The sequence below is a fragment of the Olsenella sp. Marseille-P4559 genome (genome assembly GCF_900605015.1).
In the GTDB taxonomy this organism is placed as follows: Bacteria; Actinomycetota; Coriobacteriia; order Coriobacteriales; family Atopobiaceae; genus Tractidigestivibacter.
Genome location: NZ_LR027574.1, coordinates 1,013,758 through 1,033,081, shown reverse-complemented (window position 1 = coordinate 1,033,081; position 19,324 = coordinate 1,013,758). Strand labels below are relative to the sequence as shown.

Annotated in this window: 19 protein-coding genes; 13 read left to right on the top strand and 6 right to left on the bottom strand. The window is 61.5% G+C overall.

The genetic code is table 11. The features are described from left to right. Nucleotides 1-17: 17 nt before the first annotated feature. The 5 genes from E0E00_RS10855 to E0E00_RS10835 all read left to right on the top strand — a co-directional run bounded on the left by E0E00_RS10855 (nt 18) and on the right by E0E00_RS10835 (nt 4,085). Nucleotides 18-983: an SIS domain-containing protein gene (locus tag E0E00_RS10855; RefSeq protein WP_130812512.1), complete on the top strand. Its 966-nt coding sequence runs from the start codon at nt 18-20 to the stop codon at nt 981-983. Between the two features lie 81 nt (nt 984-1,064). Continuing rightward, a complete protein-coding gene (locus E0E00_RS10850; protein WP_130812511.1) occupies nt 1,065-1,934 on the top strand; it encodes a PfkB family carbohydrate kinase in 870 nt (289 codons plus the stop codon). A 48-nt stretch (nt 1,935-1,982) separates the two neighbouring features. Next, a complete protein-coding gene (locus tag E0E00_RS10845) occupies nt 1,983-2,798 on the top strand; it encodes a PfkB family carbohydrate kinase (protein WP_130812510.1) in 816 nt (271 codons plus the stop codon). A 10-nt stretch (nt 2,799-2,808) separates the two neighbouring features. Beyond that, entirely contained in the window at nt 2,809-3,654 is an 846-nt protein-coding gene (locus tag E0E00_RS10840; protein ID WP_130812509.1) for an amidohydrolase family protein, read from the top strand. A 2-nt stretch (nt 3,655-3,656) separates the two neighbouring features. Further along, nucleotides 3,657-4,085: a secondary thiamine-phosphate synthase enzyme YjbQ gene (locus E0E00_RS10835; protein ID WP_130812508.1), complete on the top strand. Its 429-nt coding sequence runs from the start codon at nt 3,657-3,659 to the stop codon at nt 4,083-4,085. 308 nt (nt 4,086-4,393) lie between these two features. Here E0E00_RS10835 and E0E00_RS14445 read toward each other — a convergent pair whose 3' ends face one another. After that, the gene (locus E0E00_RS14445; RefSeq protein ID WP_165443669.1) at nt 4,394-4,543 is read right to left on the bottom strand and encodes a hypothetical protein; all 150 of its coding nucleotides are present in this window, start codon (nt 4,541-4,543) and stop codon (nt 4,394-4,396) included. A gap of 7 nt (nt 4,544-4,550) precedes the next feature. Between E0E00_RS14445 and E0E00_RS10830 the strand changes: the two genes are divergently transcribed. The 3 genes from E0E00_RS10830 (at nt 4,551) to E0E00_RS10820 (ending at nt 5,537) form a co-directional block, all read left to right on the top strand. Further along, nucleotides 4,551-4,733, top strand: a complete 183-nt coding sequence (locus tag E0E00_RS10830) for a UvrB/UvrC motif-containing protein (protein ID WP_371683394.1) — start codon at nt 4,551-4,553, stop codon at nt 4,731-4,733. Nucleotides 4,734-4,834: 101 nt separating this feature from the next. After that, nucleotides 4,835-5,119 (top strand): PTS sugar transporter subunit IIB, encoded by a 285-nt coding sequence (locus tag E0E00_RS10825; protein WP_130812506.1) that lies wholly within the window; start codon nt 4,835-4,837, stop codon nt 5,117-5,119. A gap of 25 nt (nt 5,120-5,144) precedes the next feature. Continuing rightward, nucleotides 5,145-5,537: a GtrA family protein gene (locus E0E00_RS10820; protein ID WP_130812505.1), complete on the top strand. Its 393-nt coding sequence runs from the start codon at nt 5,145-5,147 to the stop codon at nt 5,535-5,537. A 21-nt stretch (nt 5,538-5,558) separates the two neighbouring features. Here the strand turns inward: E0E00_RS10820 and E0E00_RS10815 are convergent, their stop codons facing one another. From E0E00_RS10815 to E0E00_RS10805, 3 genes are read right to left on the bottom strand one after another with little or no spacing between them, the layout of a single operon-like run. Then, nucleotides 5,559-7,241, bottom strand: coding sequence for an NAD(P)/FAD-dependent oxidoreductase (locus tag E0E00_RS10815; protein ID WP_130812504.1), 1,683 nt, complete (start codon nt 7,239-7,241; stop codon nt 5,559-5,561). A 1-nt stretch (nt 7,242) separates the two neighbouring features. After that, complete coding sequence (locus E0E00_RS10810; RefSeq protein WP_130812503.1) at nt 7,243-8,481, bottom strand: aminoacetone oxidase family FAD-binding enzyme; 1,239 nt, start codon at nt 8,479-8,481, stop codon at nt 7,243-7,245. 3 nt (nt 8,482-8,484) lie between these two features. Continuing rightward, nucleotides 8,485-9,369, bottom strand: a complete 885-nt coding sequence (locus E0E00_RS10805) for an Mrp/NBP35 family ATP-binding protein (RefSeq protein ID WP_130812502.1) — start codon at nt 9,367-9,369, stop codon at nt 8,485-8,487. 228 nt (nt 9,370-9,597) lie between these two features. Between E0E00_RS10805 and E0E00_RS10800 the strand changes: the two genes are divergently transcribed. Then, the gene (locus E0E00_RS10800; RefSeq protein WP_130812501.1) at nt 9,598-12,906 is read left to right on the top strand and encodes an ABC transporter ATP-binding protein/permease; all 3,309 of its coding nucleotides are present in this window, start codon (nt 9,598-9,600) and stop codon (nt 12,904-12,906) included. Between the two features lie 4 nt (nt 12,907-12,910). Here E0E00_RS10800 and E0E00_RS10795 read toward each other — a convergent pair whose 3' ends face one another. After that, entirely contained in the window at nt 12,911-13,987 is a 1,077-nt protein-coding gene (locus E0E00_RS10795; protein ID WP_130812500.1) for a sugar kinase, read from the bottom strand. A gap of 292 nt (nt 13,988-14,279) precedes the next feature. Next, a complete protein-coding gene (locus E0E00_RS10790) occupies nt 14,280-14,849 on the bottom strand; it encodes an STM3941 family protein (RefSeq protein ID WP_130812499.1) in 570 nt (189 codons plus the stop codon). A 345-nt stretch (nt 14,850-15,194) separates the two neighbouring features. Here E0E00_RS10790 and E0E00_RS10785 point away from each other — a divergent pair, with 345 nt between their 5' ends. The 4 genes from E0E00_RS10785 (at nt 15,195) to E0E00_RS10770 (ending at nt 19,321) form a co-directional block, all read left to right on the top strand. Continuing rightward, on the top strand, nt 15,195-15,494 hold the full coding sequence (locus E0E00_RS10785; RefSeq protein ID WP_256386429.1) for a PTS fructose transporter subunit IIB: 300 nt from the start codon (nt 15,195-15,197) through the stop codon (nt 15,492-15,494). Then, nucleotides 15,495-16,616: a PTS fructose transporter subunit IIC gene (locus E0E00_RS10780; RefSeq protein WP_130812497.1), complete on the top strand. Its 1,122-nt coding sequence runs from the start codon at nt 15,495-15,497 to the stop codon at nt 16,614-16,616. 115 nt (nt 16,617-16,731) lie between these two features. Then, nucleotides 16,732-17,619 carry a class II fructose-bisphosphate aldolase gene (locus E0E00_RS10775; RefSeq protein WP_130812496.1) on the top strand — a complete coding sequence of 296 codons (888 nt, stop codon included), beginning with the start codon at nt 16,732-16,734 and terminating at the stop codon, nt 17,617-17,619. A 70-nt stretch (nt 17,620-17,689) separates the two neighbouring features. Then, nucleotides 17,690-19,321 carry a class I adenylate-forming enzyme family protein gene (locus E0E00_RS10770; RefSeq protein WP_130812495.1) on the top strand — a complete coding sequence of 544 codons (1,632 nt, stop codon included), beginning with the start codon at nt 17,690-17,692 and terminating at the stop codon, nt 19,319-19,321. Nucleotides 19,322-19,324: the final 3 nt, after the last annotated feature.

The following is a 19,324-nucleotide window of genomic DNA, read 5'->3' as shown; positions in this document are numbered from 1 at the left end:
CGGAATAGGAGAAAAACATGAACGCACATGATTTCGCAAAGCAGGTCCTGGCCGATGGGGACGTGTCCCAGGTGTACTGGGTGGCTTGCGGCGGGTCGGTCATCGACCTCTATCCTGCCAACTGCCTCATCAACGCCAACAGCAAGAGCATAATGAGCGCCATTCACACGGCGGCGGAGTTCAACACCTTCCCGCCCGCACAGCTTGGCCCCTCGAGCCTGGTTGTCACCTGCAGTCACTCCGGTGGTACGGCCGAGACCATCGAGGCAACCGCCCTGGCCAAGGAGCGAGGCGCTCGCGTGGTTACCATGACCAACCGCGCTGGTTCCAAGATTGACAACGGCGAATGGCCTTGCTGGGTGTACGAGTGGGAGGACGACACGCCCCAGTCCGCCCGTCCCGCGGGCTTCTCGCTTACTCTGGCGGCAGACCTCATGGCGGCTCAGGACGGCTACGCCGACACCGACGCGCTCGTGAAGGGCATCGGCCAGCTCGACAGCATCATCGCGGCAGCCAAGCCGCGCATCGAGTCCGAACTCGGTCCCCGCTTTGCGGAGCTCTGCAAGAAGCATGACTTCTTTTATGTCCTTGGCTCCGGCCCGAACTTCTGCCAGACCTACGGCTTCGCGATCTGCTCGCTCATGGAGATGCAGTGGCAGAACTGCTCCTACATCAACTCGGCCGAGTACTTCCATGGTCCCTTCGAGTGCACCGAGGACGGCGTCTTCTACTTCCTGCAGAAGGGGTCCGGCGTAAACCGTCCCATCGACGAGCGCGCGGAGCGCTTCCTCAAGACCCACACGGACACCCTCATGGTGCTCGACTCCGCCGAGTACGGCATGGCTGACATGGACGCCTCCGTCCGCACCTACCTCGACCCGATCTTCTTCTACGAGATGAACGTCTCCCTACGCGGCGTGCGTGGTAAAGCGTTCGACCACGACCCCGACGTCCGTCGCTATATGGGCGTCGTCGAGTACTAGGCAAGAAAAACTGATACTCGGGACTTCGACCCGATTGGGAATGAGGACGCGCCCACGTGGACGCGGGAAAGGGGCAGCGTAATGCAGAAGCAGGACCTCGACGTCGCCGTGTGCGGCTTTGGTGACAACGTGGTGGACGTGTACGAGCATGTGAGGACCATGTATCCGGGAGGCAACTGCGTCAACTTCGCGGTGTACGCGAAGAAGGCGGGCGTGTGCAGGGCTGCCTACATGGGCTACTTCGGGAGCGATGACCGCGCGGAGCACGTCATTCGCAGCCTTCACGAGGAGGACGTCGAAACCGTCAAGTGCAAGCAGCTTCTGGGGGAGAACGGCTACAGCTGCGTGTCGATAGCGCCGGACGGCGACCGCATCTGGGGCGACTACAACAAGGGCGGCATAAGGGGCGAGACGAGCTACGTCCTCGACCGCTTCGACATCGAATATCTGCGCCAGTTCGACGTCATCCACTCTGGCAACTACTGCTACACGGAGCGTCAGCTCCACAAAATCCACGACGCCGGCATACCGCTCTCGTTCGACTTCTCTGACGACTCCACATGGGAGTACTTCCAGGAGGTGGCGCCAAATGTGACCTACGCGTTCTTCTCGGCCTCCGACCTCACGGTAGACGAGACGCGCGAGCGCCTGCGCAAGGTTCACGAGCTGGGGCCGAACTGGGTCTCTGCCACTCGCGGCGTGGACGGGTGCTACGCCTACGACGGCGAGCGCTACTACCGCCAGGAGTCCAAGCCCGTCGAGCACATGCGCGACGCGATGGGTGCGGGAGACTCGTTCCTGACGTCGTTCCTGGTCAAGTCCGTGGACAGCATCAAGAGGGGCGCCTCGCGGCAGGAGGCGTACACGGCTGGACTCGCGTTTGCGGCGGAGTTCGCCTCCGACGTGTGCTGCGCCCAGGATGGCAGCTGGGGTCACGGTCTCAAGTACTAGCGGCAGCTGATGGCGGGTCCCGTGCGGGCCCGCCTTTTGGAGGCAATCATGGAGCCGACGGATGTGAGGAGCGTCGTGGCGGTGGGATTCTGCTGCGCTGACGTGTACCAGGACCTTGAGAGGTTCTATCCAACGGGTAACGGCGTCGACTGGGGCGTCCACCTTTCGCGCATGGGCGTGCTCGTCTCGGTCGTGAGCGTCGTCGGGACGGATGAGTACGGAGTGGGGATGCGAAAGGCCCTCGCGGGCGAGAAGATCGACATCTCTCACATGCGCATCGAGGACGGCGATACCTGCGTGATGCTGATGGGCCTCAGGAACGGCGTCGACCGGGTGCACTTTAAGGAGGTCGAGGGCGTGATGGCGGGCTATGCGCTCACTCCGGAGGACGATGCCTTCGTGCGGTCGCACCAGATGTTCCATACGGATCTCTTCGGCAACGTGCTCGACCACCTAAAGCCTTGGCACGAAGCCGGAATCATGGGCGTGATGGACTTCTCGGTCTTCTCGGAAGACCCTGCCCACCACTGCGAGGACTACTTCCCCTACGTCGACTACGCCTTCATGAGCTACGACGGAGACGACATGGGCCACATCCGAGATTGGATACGCCATGTGCAGGGCTTTGGGCCGCGCATCGTGACCGCTACGATGGGGGAGCGGGGGTCACTCAGCTATGACGGCAGCCGCTACTACGAGGGAGGCATTGCCGTGCCGCCCAAGATCGTCAACACCGTCGGCGCGGGAGACTCCTATATCGCGGGCTTCACCTTCGGTCTCATAAACGGCTGGGACATACCCGCCTGCCAGCGCCGCGGTGCCGAGCTGGCAAGCCAGGTCATCACGAAGTTCGAACCCTACTAGGAGGCGTGCCGTGGCAATTGACGTCAACGTCCATCCGCTTCTGTACAAGTCGATCTACAGCGAGGATGACTTCGCATTCTGGGAGCGCGAGTTTGGCATGGGGCACATGGGTCCCATGGAGTACGACGAGGTGTTTGCTGAGCTTGACTACGGGGGCATCGAGAAGAGCGTGCTCCTCCCGCTTGACCTCACCACGACGGCAGGTGGCTGGATTGCTACGAACGAGCAGATGGCAAGCATCGTCGCAGATTATCCGGACCGGTTCGTCGGGTTTGCGAGCGTGGATCCCAACCGCCCCGATGCGCCCGAGGTGCTCGAGCGCGCCTTTATGGAACTGGGTGCGCGTGGCCTGTCACTTCATCCTGCAAAACAGTGCTTCTGGATGACCGATGCCTGCACGGAGCCGCTCTTCGAGCTGTGCCAGAAGTACGATCGACCGATGATGGTAGACGCCGGACTCTCGTGGGAGCCGAACGCGCCTACGAAATACGGCCATCCCCTCGCTATAGAGGAGGCCATCATGAACCATCCGAAGGTACGCATGTGCCTGTCGCACTTTGCGTGGCCGTGGGTGAGGGAGACGGTGATGCTGATGCTGAAGTACCCCAACTGCTACACGGAGTGCTCCGTGCTCTACCTGGACTCCCCGGAGGAGTCGATCGAGCGCCTCTTCAAGCGGGACATGGGACCGCGGTGGTTCCAACGCAGTCTGTTGCACCAGGTGATGTTCGGCAGTAACACGCCGCGCTTTCGGGCCTTCAAGCTGATACGCGCCGTCGATGCGCTGGGGCTTCCCGACTACGCGCGCGAGGCGCTTCTCACCGCGAACGCCCTCGAGTACCTGGGAGGCGAATAGCGATGGTTGTACTGAGGAAGCTCTCGTACCTCACGAGCGAACCCACGCAGCTCGTCAAGATCACGGAGGACGTGCGGCGCGAGGTTGAGGAGTCTGGCGTGGGCGAGGGGCTCGTTGCCGTGATGTCTGTGCACACCACCTGCGGCGTCGTCGTGAACGAGGGGCTGCCCTGCGTGAAGCGCGACCTGCAGGAGATGCTAGAGCGCATGGTCCCGCTGGACGTCCCGTATGCACACGCGCACTTCCTGCCAAGCTATGGGGCTACGGGCAATAACTCACAGGGACACCTCAAACAGACGCTCGTGGGCAACAATTGCATGTTCCCCGTAACTGAGGGGAATGCGCTCCTGGGCGGTGCCCAGGACGTGTACCTCGCCGAGTTCGATGGGCCGCAGCGTCGCATGGTGTACGTCGAGGTCATGGGCGAGTAGGCATCTGGAATGTCGATGACAGAACCGGTCTGCGAGTCTGCCATTTGTGACGTAAGGGGCTCAGGGTTCCTAAGGCGATATATTGCGAAGCGTATCTCGCTACGGAATCCCGTGCCCCTGTTCGTGGTGTATGAGCGGCTCCGCTTCTACCTCCTGCCCTCGTTCTTATCGCCCACGAGCCTCATTGCGCACGATCCTGGCGGCGCGCTTGGCCTGATAAGGCGTTATGGTCTTCATCTTGTCCTCGGCGGTGTACATGGTGGACGTCTCGGGTCCATCGCGCGAAAGGTGGCTCGCGTCAAACCGCCTCACACGAAGACGTCCTGTTCGTCCGTCTGGTAGGTCTTGGGGTCCGGCACGGAGCCGTTGCCGCGCCCAAACCTGGCCCTTCTGTCCTTGAACAGGTCGTTCCATTCAAGGGACTGTCCGATGAAGAGGACGACGTTCCTGCATGGCATATAGGCGGTGCTGGCCTCGGCGTCCGAGGCGATGGAGTACGAACAGGCGGCCCGCATTCGCGACCAGCTCGTCGAACTTAAGAGCCAGTTTGAGGGGACGAGCGAGGAGGAAGTCATGAAGCGGCTCAAGGCTGGTGCGAGAAAGGGAAGCACGCATGCCACGAGGCGCAAGTACCGCGGGAAGCACTAGCAAGTCCGAGGCCTAACGACGGGTCTGGAGTATGATGTGGACAGCAGGTTTGTGTTGTGTGGCGGTTGCGTGACGGGTTTCCAACCCACTGAGGAGGCATCATGGCTGCAAGGATTGTTGTTGCGTGTGGTTCCGGGGTCGCAACCTCTGCGACCGTGGCCTACAAGGTCAAGAAGCTGCTGGCTGACGAGGGGATTGTCGCAGACGTTGAGGCGGTTGCCGTCTCCGACCTCGACGAGGCTCTCAAGGACGCGGACGCATACGTTGCCGTGGTCCGCCCCGAGCGTGAGTTCGACGTTCCCGTCTTTAACGGCGTCGCGTTCCTCACCGGCATGAACCAGGACGAGGAGCTCAAGCGCCTTGCCGATGCGGTTAGGGACAAGTAAGAAACCATAGGGCATCTGCGGGGATATGCGCGAGGCACTCAGACAGCTCATCTCATACGCGCTTTTTGGGTGCGTCTGCTCGACCGTCGACATGCTCGTCTTTCTCGCCCTTACGTCGGCGGGCGGCTGGAATCCGCTCGCCGCGAACGTGGCGAGCGTGACCGCCGGCCTTACGTTGAGCTTTGTTCTCAACCGGCGGCACACCTTCCATGTGACGGACAGGCCGGCACGGCGCTACATGGTCTTCATCGGCGTGGGACTCTGCGGCATGGGCGTGCAGGAGTTGGTCATCGGCGCCTTTACCAACTGCGCTCCCGCGCCCTTCTCCACGTCGCTCGTGGCGAAGCTTGTCGCCCTCGTGTCAGCGGGGCTTATGCAGTTCTTGCTCAACAGGAGGGTGACGTTTGGGCAGAGATAGCGTGCGATGCGGTCTTCCCTCCTAGCGGTGTAGTCCTTCTGCTACGTTGGTGACAACGGCCTCGGCCACGCGCAGGCCGTCGGTGGCCGCGCTCATGATGCCTCCCGCATAGCCGGCACCCTCGCCAACAGGCCAAAGGCCGCGGATACCCACGCTTTGCAGGTCATCACCTCGCGTCACGCGCACAGGAGAGCTCGACCTTGTCTCCACGCCGGTAAGCACGGCGTCCGGTCGGTCGAACCCGCGGAGCTTGCGCCCCATCTCGGGGACGGCGGCGCGCAGGGTTTCGGTGATGTAGGAGGGGAGGCAGGCTGAGACGTCTCCCCAGGCAACGCCCCGAGGATAGGTTGGCTCGATGCCCCCTGCCGCAGGGGACGGCCTGCCATGCAGAAAGTCTCCCACGAGCTGCGCTGGGGCAACGAAGGCGCCGCCGCCGGCCCCGAACGCTGTCCGTTCGCACGCGCGCTGCAGCTCAATGCCGGCAAGGACGTCGTCACCGGGGAGGTCTTCCGGGAACACGTTGGCAAGCAGGCCCGAGTTCGCGTTGTCGCCCGCACGGTCGGAGTAGCTCATGCCGTTGGTGACAACGCCGCCCTGCTCGCTCGCGGCAGAGACCACATATCCGCCAGGGCACATGCAGAACGAGAAGGCCGAGCGTCCCGAGGGCAGGTGCACGGCAAGGCTGTACGGTGCGGCGCCCAGCGTGGGGTTGCCTGCCGATGGTCCGTAGAGCGCTCGGTCAATGTCTGCCTGGAGATGCTCGATGCGCACGCCCATCGCGAAGGTCTTGCGCTCCATGGGAACCTCGCGCTCGCGCAGCAGCTCGAAGATGTCGCGGGCCGAGTGCCCACACGCCAACACCACCCTCGAGCACGGCACGCGCTCCTCGGTGGCAATCCCGGTCTCCGGATTCTCGGAGCGCAGCGCCACCGCGCGTACGTGCCCGTCACCAATCTCAAGGTCGACCAGGCGGCAACGGTACCGCACGGTACCGCCCGCCTCCTCGACCATCTCGATGATGCGGGTCACCACGCCAGGAAGGACGTCGCTTCCAATGTGGGGCTTCGCGTCCCAGAGGATGCGCTGCTGGGCACCGGCCTCCGCAAAGGTCTTGAGTACAAGCCGATGGAAGGGGCTCTTCGTGCCCGTCTGCAGCTTTCCGTCGGAGAAGGTCCCGGCTCCGCCAACGCCAAACTGAATGTTGCTCTCGGGGTCAAGCTGGCCCGTCTCGTTATGATGGCGAACTGCCTGCGCGCGCCGCGCGACGCCGTCGCCACGCTCAACGAGGAGGGGTGCCAGTCCGGCACGCGCAAGCGAGAGTGCGCAGAAGAGGCCGGCGCACCCCGCGCCCACAACAACGATGGGGCCTTGGTCGCGTGGCGTGCGGTCGAGCGGCGCAGGGAATTCCTTGTCGGCGGCGTCAACCATATGCACCCCGTTTGCCTTGCGAGCAGAAGAGAGCCTCTCGAGAAGGGCCCTCTCTGCCGCCACTCCGCCAGGAAGCTCCGCACGCAGGGTGAAGATGAGCTGGACGTCGCCCTTTTTCCTCGCATCGACGGAGCGCTTGCGCCGTGTGACGTGGACAAGCTCCTCTGGACGCAGGCGCAGATGGCGGGCGAGCGCCTTGCGGAGGACGGCCAGCTCACGGACGTCTGTGCCGTCCAGCTGCGAGAGCGACACACGTATACCGGACACCTCTATCATGCTAGTCCCTCCGCACGAAGCGGGCAGCCGAAGTGCCTGCCACCATGCCGCTCTTCCATGCCCACGCGAGGTTGTAGCCCCCGCAGGCCCCGTCTACGTCCACGGCCTCGCCGCAGGCAAACGCCCCAGGCACGTCTTGGCAGCCAAGTGTTGCGGGATCAAGCGCGTCAACGTCGATGCCACCTGCCATGACCTGCGCGCGCTTCTCGTCTGCGGTACCGGTGACAGTAAGCTCGACCGCCTTTGCCCGCGCCACCACATCCTCCGCGCGTGAGCTGCCGCGCTGTGCGAGCTGGGCAGCAAGCGCATCGTCGAGAAGCCCTGCCGTGCCTCCGCGTGAGGCAAGCTCGTGGGCGGTGTGCTCATCGACCTCAGGCAACAGGTCGAGCACCAGCTTGTCTCCCGGCAGTGCAGTGCGTGAGAGGTCAAAGCTTACGATGCCCGAGATCCCATAGGGCCTGAAGAGAAGTTCGCCGGCCTCCCGCGCAACCGTCACCCCATCCCGCACAAGGACCGCCGAGACGCGCGTGCGCCGTCCGTCGAGCGCAGCGAAGGCGAGTCCCTCGCACGCAAGCGGGCAGAGCACAGGCCGTGCGGGCACCCGGGGAAGCCCCAAGGAGCCGGCAAGCGAGCCATCGTTGCCTCCCGTGGCAATCACGACCGTACATGCGGCAAGCGTCTCTTTCCTACCGCCTTCGAAGACAGGCAGCAGCTCAAGTCGGAAACCGCCATCCGTCCGCGCAACGTCGGTTGCCTCACGCCCGCACGCCAGTACCGCGCCGGCCTTGAGGGCACGCGCGAGAAGCACCTCTCGCACAGAAGCCGCCTCGCGAGTCACTGGGTAGAGTCTGCCGCCTTCTTCCTCGGCCACGGCCAGCCCACATGCCGAGAAGAAGCCAAGCACGTCCTCGAGGAAGCTCGTCCCTGAGACAGCGGACACAAACCCCGGGTGCCGGTATCTCTCGATCGAGAGGCTCGCATTCGCAAGGTTGCAGCGGCCACCGCCGGTGGCGAGGATGCTGCGCCCGCACTCGAGCCCGCGCTCGATGGCAACCACCTGCGCACCTGCCTCGGCAGCTGCGATGGAGGCCACGAGGCCAGCGGCACCGGCCCCGACAACAGCCACGTCTACCTGGCTGGGCATCGCGAGCCCCCGCGCTCGTGCGACAAGCTCGCGCTCCCGCGCAAGGCGCGATGACCCACGGCCCGTATGCGGTGCGCTTCTCGGCCGAGAGGACATGCGCTACTCCGTTGCCCCCGATGACGCCTTTGCGTCATCGGGCTCGCAGGCGGAGGTCACGGCCTGGACGGCCTTGGACAAGAAGTCCTGCGGCAGCTCGTCCTCGAGCGCGCCGTGGTCGCATGCGGCGGCCAGGGTGGGGTCGATGGGCAGCTCGCCCAGTGCGTCGATGCCGTACTCGTCGGACGTCTGCGAGAGGCGGCTGGGCCCGTATGGCCAGATCTTCTCGCCGCAGTGTGGGCAGGTGACGTAGGCCATGTTCTCGACCAGGCCAAGCACGGGCACGTGCATCATGGACGCCATGTTGAACGCCTTGCCCACGACCATCTGCACGAGGTCCTGCGGCGAGGAGACCACCACAACGCCCTCGATGGGCAGCGACTGGAACACGGTGAGCGGCACGTCACCGGTTCCCGGGGGCATGTCGACGAAAAGGTAGTCCAGCTCGCCCCAGGCGCACTCCTCGAAGAACTGCCTCAAGGCGCCAGCAATGACAGGTCCGCGCCACACGATGGGGTCGGTCTCGTTCTCGAGGACGAGGTTGGCGCTCATGACCTTGATGCCGCCCTTGGTGGCGGCGGGGATCAGCATGTCGTCCACGGCGGTGGCGCGCTTCCCGGCAAGGCCCAGCATCTTAGGGATTGAGGGGCCGGTGATGTCTGCGTCCAGAATGCCCACGCGCGCACCGGCACGTGCGAGCGTGATGGCAACGCCGCCGCAGACAAACGACTTGCCCACGCCGCCCTTGCCAGAGATAACCCCAATTACGTGGTGAATCTTGGTGTACTCGTTCTGCTTGAAGCCGGCTGGGCCCTGTGTTGCCTTCGAGTGGCCGTGCAGGACTTCGTCCATCTCCTGCCTGATCTTCTCTTCGTTGGCGTCTGCCATGGTGTTCCTCTCCGTCTCGCCGCCGAGCGGCGCGTGTGTTGCACGCTCAATTCTACCCAAGGGCGCAGCATGCGAGAGGGTCACGGGATGGCCGCTCGCCGGCGGGCGTCGCGTCGTGGCGTTCAAACTTGGTCTCGCTTTCGTGGACGGAGGGCTTTGGGTGTGATCCCGAAAGGCTACCTTGGGTAAGCTGGAGAGAGTCAAGGCAACCCAACTGACAGGAACCGCATGCTCGAACTCAGGGACATCTCCAAGAAGTACGTGACGGAGAACTTCACGCAGGTGGCGCTTGACCACGTGAGCGTGGCCTTTAGGGACTCGGAGTTCGTGGCGGTTCTCGGCCCCTCGGGCTCGGGCAAGACCACGATGCTCAACGTCGTGGGCGGCCTTGACCACTTTGACTCCGGAGACCTTCTCGTCGACGGCATCTCTACGCAGCGCTTTCGCGACCGTGACTGGGACGCCTACCGCAACAATCGCATCGGATTCGTGTTCCAGAGCTACAACCTCATCCCACACCAGACCGTCCTTGCAAACGTCGAGCTGGCGCTCACACTCTCCGGCGTCTCTCGCTCGGAACGCCGCGAGCGTGCCCTCAAGGCGCTTGCCGACGTGGGCCTGGCAGACCATGTGGACAAGAGGCCGACGCAACTCTCCGGCGGGCAGATGCAGCGCGTGGCCATCGCTCGCGCTCTCATCAACGATCCCGAGATCCTTCTCGCCGATGAGCCCACAGGAGCTCTTGACTCGACCACATCCGTGCAGGTCATGGACCTTCTCAAAGAGGTCTCGCGCGAGCGGCTCGTCGTGATGGTCACTCACAACCCAGACCTTGCTCGACGGTACGCCACGCGCATCGTCGAGCTGCGCGACGGCCACATCACGAGCGATTCCGCGCCCTTCGAGCTTGGGCCGGAGGAGGAGCGACGCCCTGCTAAGCCCACGCGCAAGACCTCGATGTCATTCCTTACCGCCATGGGCCTCTCGTTCAACAACCTCATGACCAAGAAGGGCCGCACGATCATGACAGCGTTCGCGGGGTCGATTGGCATTATCGGCATCGCCGCGATCCTCTCGCTTGCAAACGGTGTCAACAACTACATCAACTCGGTGGAGGAGGAGACCCTCTCGGCCTACCCGGTCCAGATATCCGAGCAGAGCGTGGACATGGCGTCGATGCTCTCCTCGGCGAGCGCGGACAAGAGTGATGCCTCCGACGATGGCGGTGCTGATACGGGTGACGGGACGGTGAGCACGGCGCCCATGATTTCGAACATGGCGGCAAGCGTCGGGTCAAACGACACCGCGTCACTCAAGGGGTACCTGGATGGCAATGGTGGTGACATTGAAAGCCAGGTCTCGGCGATTGACTACAAGTACGATGTCACACCCCAGATCTTTCTCGCAGATACCTCCGAGGGCGTTGTCCAAGTGAATCCGGAGTCAGCCTTCTCGTCGCTTGGCATGGGCTCCGGCTCCTCTTCCTTGGGGATGTCGACCGATGTGTTCTCCCAGCTTCCTGGCACGCTGTCGCTCTTCGAGGACCAGTACGACGTGAAGGCAGGCCGTTGGCCCGAGACGGCCGACGAGCTGGTGCTCGTGCTTGACTCCAAGGGGAGGCTGCTCGACCTTCTCGCCTACGACATGGGCCTTCGTGACCACAGCGAGCTCGAGACGATGGTGAGCGAGTTTGTCTCGGGGGAGGCTGTGGAGGATGCCGACGCCTCGGCAACCTATACCACAGACCAGCTTATGTCGCCGACGTTCTCGCTGGTCAACGCCAGCGACATGTATTCCTACGAGCAAAGTCTAGGCGTGTGGTCCGACCGCTCCGACGACGAGGAATACATGAGGTCGCTGGTTGAGAATGGCACCAAACTCCACATCGTGGGCGTTGTGCAGCCCAAGGAGTCCAGCCGCGCGCACACGCTCTCCTCGGGCATCTACTACACCAAGGCGCTGACCGAGCAGGTCATCTCTGACGCTGCGCAGTCGCAGATCGTCCAGGACCAGATTGCCAATCCCGATGTGGACGTCTTCACCGGTGAGACCTTTGCCGACGAGGCGGCGGGCAACACGGACAGCATCGACTTCTCCTCGTTCATCACCATCGATGGGACCAAGTTCCAATCGGCCTTCTCGTTTGACAGCGCGGCACTTGCGGCAAGCGCCTCTAGCCTTGACCTCTCGGGGCTCGACGTCTCCCCCATGGACCTCTCGTCTATCACTGTGCCCGCGATGGACCCCTCGGAGCTGCAGCTTGACTCGCCCGACTTGCCGCAGCTGAGTGCCGATGACCTCAGGCAGGTCTTCCCCGACCTCACGGAAGGCCAGGTCAGAGAGGCACTCTCGGGCGTGAGCATCAAGTTCAAGGACGGTGGGCAGGAGCGCCTTGCCGAGGCCCTTACCCAGGTGGCGCAGGGATGGGTGGCTTGGCAGCAGGAGAACCCCAGCGGGAGCGTTGCGGACTACCTCGCCTCGGATGCGGTGAGCGAGAAGATCCGCACCGCCGTGGTGGATTCCATCGACACCGACGACCTCAAGCAGCAGCTTGCCGAGGCCGTGGGCAAGCTTGCAGGCTCCGGCGCGACTACGCCTGAGGGCGTTATGACAGACGTCGTGAACAAGGTGGTCGCACTCTACCAGGAGAAGGTTGCGGACAGCCTCACCACGGCAATCACGTCGGCGGTGAGCCAGTACGTGCAATCTGCCATGGCGCAGGTCATGACCCAGGCGGCCAGCCAGATCGAAGCGGGCCTCGAGGATGCGCTCACGGCCTCCATGGAGAGCTTCATGGGTAACATGGCAAGTGCGATGCAGGTAGACGAGTCGAAGCTGGCAAGTGCGTTCCAGTTCAACCTTACCGAGGACGACCTCAAGGCCATCATGAGCTCGCTTCTGGGCTCTGGCAGCGCGACCTACGACGGCAACCTCTCCAAGCTTGGGTACAGTGACCTGGACAAGCCCTCAGAGATTGACATCTACCCCACAGACTTTACCGCCAAGGACAAAGTCATCTCGATCCTCAACGACTACAACGACATGCAGAGGCAAGCAGGGGAGGAAGACAAGGTCGTGACCTGGTCCGACATGGTTGGCACCATGATGAGCTCAGTCTCGGACATCCTCAACATGGTGACTGCCATGCTTGTGGCGTTTGTGTCCATTTCGCTTGTCGTCTCGTCGATCATGATCGGCATCGTCACATACATCTCGGTGCTCGAGCGCAAGAAGGAGATTGGCATCCTACGCTCGATTGGTGCGAGCAAGCTCAACATCTCTGAGGTGTTCAACGCCGAGACCATCATCGAGGGGCTGATGGCAGGTGTAATGGGTATTGGCATTACGCTGATGCTGCTCATACCTGCCAACTCCATCATCGAGAACAACTTCGACGTGTCCAACCTCGCGCAGCTCCCACCCCAGGCAGCGGTGGGGCTCATCGCGATATCCGTGGCGCTCACCTTTATCGCGGGGCTTATCCCTGCGGCCAAGGCGTCGCGCGAGGACCCGGTCGAGGCGCTGAGGAGCGAATAGGGGCCTACTGGCGAATTGATGGCTGAGCGGTATCTGCCAGGAGGCTTGCGAGCTCGGTTTCGGTTGCGAAGCAGAGGTCTCCTGCCACAGTGGCCTTGTAGGCGCTGGCCATGGCCGCATAATCGATGCAGAACTGCGGGTCCCATTTGCAGCTCTGTGCGTGAACCATGCTTGCAGCAAAAATGGTCCCGCTGCTGGAGAGGTCTGTTACCGCAGCCCTCTGTGTCTTTGAGAGATACTCTCCATCACGGGTGAGAAGTGCGCCTCGGAAGCTGCCAAAGTCATAGCGGTCGCTCTGCCTTACGACAAAACAAGCTTCATGGAGCGGATAATCAAGGAGAAGACCCTTGAACACCGAGAGGCAGTAGTCAAAGGTCTCGTTCTTCGGAATGTTGGCGCTCGTTATTGAGAGTATGTCATCTTCAGACGCAATGAGTTCGTCAATGTTTGGGAGAAGCTGGTGCATACGTTCCATAGCGACGCTTGGCTCCAGCATTGTGCTGCGGTAATTTAGGTCGCACACTACATGGATTCCGCGACCTCGGCAGGCGTACAAGCCTTCTTTGCACGCAGCGAACATCTCCTCTGAAATGGCAGGTGTCACACCGGAGAAGAATAGCAAGTCGACGCCGTTGAGCATGCGATCCCAGTTGAAATCGGTGCGCGAAGCCATGGCCATGGCAGTGCCGCTGCGGTCATACGTGACAATGGAAGGCCTAATTGAGCGCCCACGCTCGGAATAGTAGAGGCCCATTCGTTCGCTCGACCTAATGACGCGTGATGTGTCTACTCCACAGCGAGCAAGCATCATGAGGGAGTTTGTCCCTAGACGATTTGCAGATACCTTCGAAGCAAAAGCAACGCTTTCCCCTTGGGAGGCCAACGAGGCGGCCACAACTGCCTCGCTGCCGCCATAGGTGACTTCGAGTGCATGGGCATCCTCGAGGCGTTCGTAGCCCATGGTCGCCAGTCTTATGAGGGGCTCGCCAAAGCAAAGAATATTCAACCGAGAACTCCTTGTTGACGTGATGATAGTCGTGGTGGCCACAATCCCTATGAGCACGCTGACGGCGTTTGCCATGTCTGCTGTCCCTTCGTTTCCGCCACACCAAAGCGTATGCACTGGCTTGGTGGAGGGGATAGGTGCCCACGCAAGAATTGTGAGAACAGTGCGGGTCTCATCGCCTAAAAGGCAGGAGCGGGGAGACTGAAAAGATAGTAACACGGCAATTGCATCAAAGGCGATGGGGGAGAAGGAGGGTTTCCACAGGATGTGCGCTTCCCCCCGCGCCCTTCTTCAGGAAACCGCCAACGCAAGACGCCAAGGCAGGTAGCAGGAGCAAATGACGGTACCCCGAGCAGTGCTTCCTCCATCAGTACCGAGGCTTTCTGACATGGGTTACCTTCTTCGGCCGAATCTTCTTGCAGAAGGCCACACCCTCCTTTGATTTGACCTTCTCAGTCACTTTTTTGAATTGGATTCGGATGGGGGCAAAGTCGGCATCCATGTTCGCTTTTGCTAGACGCTGCTGGCGCTTGTTAAGCGCCGCATACCACCCGTCGATATCGGTGGGGACAACGCACATGTAGTCATCGTTGTGGAGACGAAGAAGATATACCTCCTGGATATCTTCCCAAGCGATAAACCCTGCTGAGAATGATGTCGTGTGGTCGGTCACGCCTTTCTCGTCGATGAGGATGGCATTGCGTCGGTTGACGATTCGATGCACGTTGTAGGCGACAAAGAGTATCGCGAAGGGAACGCCAAGGTAACCCGTGGTGTACTTCATGAGGGCTGGGTTGGGGGCATAGGGAAGGCTCTGAGTGGCAGCAAGTATTGCCGCAACCAAGATGCAGACGCCCATGAATATAAGCAGCAGATGAATGACGACGCCATTGTTCACTGTGAAGCTCTCGTCCGTAACTCGCGCCTCGACCCTCAACGTTGCCTCCTTCTGACGAATCTGCATGCCACGGTCCGCATTCTAAACATGTCCAGCTCCTTTGGTGACTGCAAGCAATTAAATATGTAAAAAATATGTATTATAAATCTAGTTATTTTATAAAAACCCTACTAATACGAACAAATATAAGAACAAAAAATGTTTAAATAATGGAATAGAGGTCAAATCAGCAATATGACAGGCAAACTACTATGAAGAAAATATGATTCAGCCATACGACACCGTCCCTCAGCGTGTAGCCACCACAAGCAGATAGGGGACGGCCGGTACAAGGAATTTGGGAGAGGAGGAAAGACAGATGTCAAAGAAGATGTACATCGTGGGATCACGGCTTGTCAGATTGGTATCGCTCATACCTTTATGGCGGCAGACGCCCTGCGCGCAGCTCTCGAGGAAGCAGGCTGCGAGGCAAAGATTGAGACGCAGGGGGCAACCGGCGCCGAGGACGTCATCACTGACGGGGACATTGCCCGCGCGGATGGCGCAATCATTGCCGCAGATATCAAGATCAAGGGCAAGGAGCGCTTTGATCCTGTTCCCACGCTCAGCTGCAAGACCAAGGAAGTCATGACAAAGGACAAGGCCGCGGAAGTCGTGGCGGAGCTATTGGAGGCGATTGGCTAGATGGCCGAGATTCAGCGCAAAGGTGCCAAGAAGCAGTCCCAGGACGCGTTCGTGTGGGACGCGGTGCTGACAGGCATATCCTACATGATTCCATTCATCGTCGGAGGAGGCGTCCTTTGGGGCATTGCAAAGGCGATGGGTGGCTACAACGTCGGCAACGAGATGGCAAACCTCGCCTACACCGAGTACACTCCGGCAATGGTTGTTTATGCCATTGGTAGCGCCATCTTCAATGTCTGCGTACCAATTATCGGTGCCTACATTGCCTATGCAATGGCGGACAAACCTGGCCTGGCGCCTGGCTTCGCCGTGGGTGTCATTTCCAACACCATTAAGGCGGGCTTTCTCGGGGCTGTTCTCGGTGGCATTATTGCCGGGTATATTGTCATCTGGCTCAAGGGACTATCCAAGAACGCACCTGATTCGCTGCAGTCTATTTTCCCAATCCTCGTTATCCCTGTGGTTGCAACTGTGGTGACATCTTTGCTCATGTGGTATGTGGTAGGAGTCCCCATCAGCTGGCTTATGGGCATCATCACATCTGCTCTCACCAACCTGCAGGGTGTTGGCGGCTTTGTCTTTGGTGCTGCCATCGGTGTGGGTATGTCCATTGACCAGGGCGGACCTATCTCCAAGGCAGTTGCTCTTGTGACGAACGGCCTTAACGCCGACGGCATCTATGGACCGACCGCATGCAAGATGTGCGGTGGCATGCAAAACCCGCTCGGCGTCTGCATTGCCCAGATTATCGACCGCTTCACTGGTAGGAAGAAGTTCACCCAGAAGGAGCGTGATACCACCATCTCCGGCCTTGTCCTTGCTTGCTGCTACATTCAGGAATATGTCATCCCGTTCCTCGTGCAGGATACCTGGCGTTGTCTCGTCCCTTGCATGATTGGTGGCGCAATCTCTGGTGGCCTCTGCGGCATGACCGGTCTGGGGTCCCCCTCTCCTCACGGCGGCGTATTCGTCATTGCCCTTATGAGCAACCCCCTCCAGTTCATCCTGTTCTGGTTCATTGGCGCGCTGGTAACAGGTGTCCTGTACTTCCTCCTTCGCAGGCCCGTTGCCGAAGAGCAGGAGATGGGGCAGAACGGCGTCCTCGACAAGCTGTTGGGCTAACCAAGAGCGGTTTGATGGAGGCGCCTGCGGGCGCCTCCATTCTTTCGGGGCATCCCACATTCGCTGGCGAGCAGCCGGAGAGACAGGCTGATCCAAACACTGGAAGGAAAGTTCCATGTACGTCTCAGTTTCCGAAATGCTCAAGCACGCGAGCACCAACAACTACGCGGTTCCCGCTCCCAACTGCCCGGACTTCAACACCATGAGGGCCGCCCTCATGGCGGCGCAGGAGGAGCGCTCTGCCGTCCTCATCGACATCTCGCCAAGGCAGATGCACATGCACATCGCTCCCGAGGTCGCGGCGGCGATGGTCCGTGCCGCCGCAGAGCCCCTCGACGTGCCTGTCGCCCTACAGCTTGACCACGGCACAGAGTTCGAGGACATCTGCCGCTGCATCAAGGCCGGCTACACGTCGGTCATGGTGGATTCCTCGAGCCTGCCGTTCGAGGAGAACGTTCGCCGCGTGTCCCAGATCGTCTCCCTCGCGCACGCCCACGGCGTGAGCGTCGAGGCGGAGCTCGGCCACGTCGGCCAGGCTGCGGCTGGCGACGGCCGCAGCGCGGACATGTACACCAAGGTGGACATGGCTGTCGAGTTCATCGAGAGGACCGGGTGCGATGCCCTGGCGGTTGCCATTGGTACCGCGCACGGCAACTATCCCAAGGACTTTGTCCCCAAGCTCGACTTCGAGCGCCTGCGCGAGATCAAGCAGGCGGTGGGGGACTACCCGCTGGTGCTGCATGGCGGCTCTGGCTCGGGTGACGAGAACTTCAAGAAGGCCGTCGAAGGCGGCATCAACAAGGTGAACCTTTGGACTGACTACTCCGCCGCGTACGTTCGCGGCTTGCGCGAGGAGCTTGCTGGCCAGGAGAAGCCCGACTACATGCTTCTCTCCCGTGCCGTCGAGAGCAAGGCCTCCGATTGGCTCAGGCACTACATGCGGCTGTTCGGCTCTTCGGGCCGCTACCAGTTTGGCGAGGAGACGGTGGAGGCGACTGACTAGCCCTGCCCATGTCCCTCAGAAACCCAGGTTGGATCGTTGGAGCGCAGATGCGTCGCGGAGGTGATAGAAGATGATTTCCGGAAAGAACTGCTGGAGCCCATCGCTCCAGCGAGGGATGTCGACGCGATACGTGTCGGGCAAGGAGCTGTATGCCTTCGACGACATGGCGCCCAGCCTCTACCACCAGCTTGCGCAGACGGCATCCTCATATCCCCAGCTGACAGCCATTGTCGACGACTGGGGCCGCCCAACGACCTACGAGCGTCTCCTCTCCCTGACGGATGACTTCGCAGCCTTCCTGGCTACCGAGAAGGGGCTTGGGCACGGTTCCCTCGTTGCCCTTATCATGCACGCCGACCTCGAGTTCGTGGTTGCCCTCTATGCAATCTCAAAGCTTGGGGCTGTGTGCGTGCCCATACCGACAAAGTATCGCGAGCGTGAGGTGACGTCGCTTCTGGACATCGCCAAGCCCGACGCCGTTATTGCTGGCGAGGAGTTCGAGGACTGGGCATCGGACTTTCCCGTTGACCCCAAAATGTGCGTCTGGTCTCGAGGGGTCGAGGACGGCTATGGCTTTGACGGGGTCTGCGGCTACACCTACCCTGCGGTACGTGCCTCCGGAAGTGCCAGCGACCCCGCCATAATGATGTTCACCAGCGGCACCACATCCGCTGCCAAGGGCGTGGTGCTGAGAAACTACAACCTCGTCTTTGCCACCATGATCTACCAGCGTCTCATGGGGACGACGGTGGACGACTCCTGCCTGGTGCCCATCCCCATCTACCACGTCACGGGCCTGGTGGCCCTCCTTGCGCAGTTCGTCTTCGTTGGAGGGACGGTATACCTCCATCGCAGGTTCGATGCGAGAAGGGTCCTCCAGTGCGTCCGGGACGAGGGGATAACCTACCTGCACGGCTCGCCCACCAGCTTTGCCGAGCTCCTGCCACTGCGGGAGGAGTTCCCCTCGCTTCCAAGCGTGCGCGCGATGCTTTCCGGCTCGAGCTACGAGCCGGTGTCGAAGATGAGGGCCTTCCACGAGTGGATGCCAACGGCCACGTTCCAGGTGGTCTATGGCATGACCGAGACGAGCTCCCCGGCGCTCCTCTTTCCCTGGGACTCCGCCACCTCCATCTACGCGGGTGCCACGGGAAAGCCGGTTCCCGGAGTGGATGCCGTCCTTCTCGACGAGGAGCACCACGAGGTTCCCACGGGGGAGGTGGGGGAGCTCGCCCTTCGTGGCACCTGCGTGACCGAAGGCTACTTCCACCACGACTCGGGCGACCTGCTTCCTGGCGGGTGGCTGCTCACGGGCGACATGGGCTATGCGAACGACGAGGGCATGGTCTGGATCGTCGACCGCAAGAAGGACATGATCAACCGCGGCGGCGAGAAGGTGTGGTGCTCCGCGCTCGAAGAGGTGCTCTGCGAGACCCCGGGCATCAGCGAGGCCTGCGCCTGTGGGATGCCGGATGACCTGTACGGCGAGGTTCCCGTCGCCCTCTGCGTGAGACAGGCGGGCTCGCATGTCACGGAGGACGACGTCAAGGCCGCGCTCAAGGGGCGGCTCGCGCACTTCAAGATTCCCGTCCACGTCGCTTTTGCGGAAAAGATTCCCCAGACGAGAGGCGAGAAGCCCGACAGGCGTGCCGCGCTCGAGCTCGTTCGCCAATCCCTTTCAGACAAGACACCGAGAGAGGCTTGACTC

Excerpts from the sequence above, each read along its gene's own strand:
- E0E00_RS10855 (WP_130812512.1), top strand. The coding sequence starts at position 18 with ATGAACGCACATGATTTCGCAAAGCAGGTCCTGGCCGATGGGGACGTG.
- E0E00_RS10850 (WP_130812511.1), top strand. The coding sequence starts at position 1,065 with ATGCAGAAGCAGGACCTCGACGTCGCCGTGTGCGGCTTTGGTGACAAC.
- E0E00_RS10845 (WP_130812510.1), top strand. The coding sequence starts at position 1,983 with ATGGAGCCGACGGATGTGAGGAGCGTCGTGGCGGTGGGATTCTGCTGC.
- E0E00_RS10835 (WP_130812508.1), top strand. The coding sequence starts at position 3,657 with ATGGTTGTACTGAGGAAGCTCTCGTACCTCACGAGCGAACCCACGCAG.
- E0E00_RS14445 (WP_165443669.1), bottom strand. The coding sequence starts at position 4,543 with ATGCCATGCAGGAACGTCGTCCTCTTCATCGGACAGTCCCTTGAATGG.
- E0E00_RS10825 (WP_130812506.1), top strand. The coding sequence starts at position 4,835 with ATGGCTGCAAGGATTGTTGTTGCGTGTGGTTCCGGGGTCGCAACCTCT.
- E0E00_RS10820 (WP_130812505.1), top strand. The coding sequence starts at position 5,145 with ATGCGCGAGGCACTCAGACAGCTCATCTCATACGCGCTTTTTGGGTGC.
- E0E00_RS10815 (WP_130812504.1), bottom strand. The coding sequence starts at position 7,241 with ATGATAGAGGTGTCCGGTATACGTGTGTCGCTCTCGCAGCTGGACGGC.
- E0E00_RS10810 (WP_130812503.1), bottom strand. The coding sequence starts at position 8,481 with ATGTCCTCTCGGCCGAGAAGCGCACCGCATACGGGCCGTGGGTCATCG.
- E0E00_RS10805 (WP_130812502.1), bottom strand. The coding sequence starts at position 9,369 with ATGGCAGACGCCAACGAAGAGAAGATCAGGCAGGAGATGGACGAAGTC.
- E0E00_RS10800 (WP_130812501.1), top strand. The coding sequence starts at position 9,598 with ATGCTCGAACTCAGGGACATCTCCAAGAAGTACGTGACGGAGAACTTC.
- E0E00_RS10795 (WP_130812500.1), bottom strand. The coding sequence starts at position 13,987 with ATGGCAAACGCCGTCAGCGTGCTCATAGGGATTGTGGCCACCACGACT.
- E0E00_RS10780 (WP_130812497.1), top strand. The coding sequence starts at position 15,495 with ATGGCCGAGATTCAGCGCAAAGGTGCCAAGAAGCAGTCCCAGGACGCG.
- E0E00_RS10775 (WP_130812496.1), top strand. The coding sequence starts at position 16,732 with ATGTACGTCTCAGTTTCCGAAATGCTCAAGCACGCGAGCACCAACAAC.
- E0E00_RS10770 (WP_130812495.1), top strand. The coding sequence starts at position 17,690 with ATGATTTCCGGAAAGAACTGCTGGAGCCCATCGCTCCAGCGAGGGATG.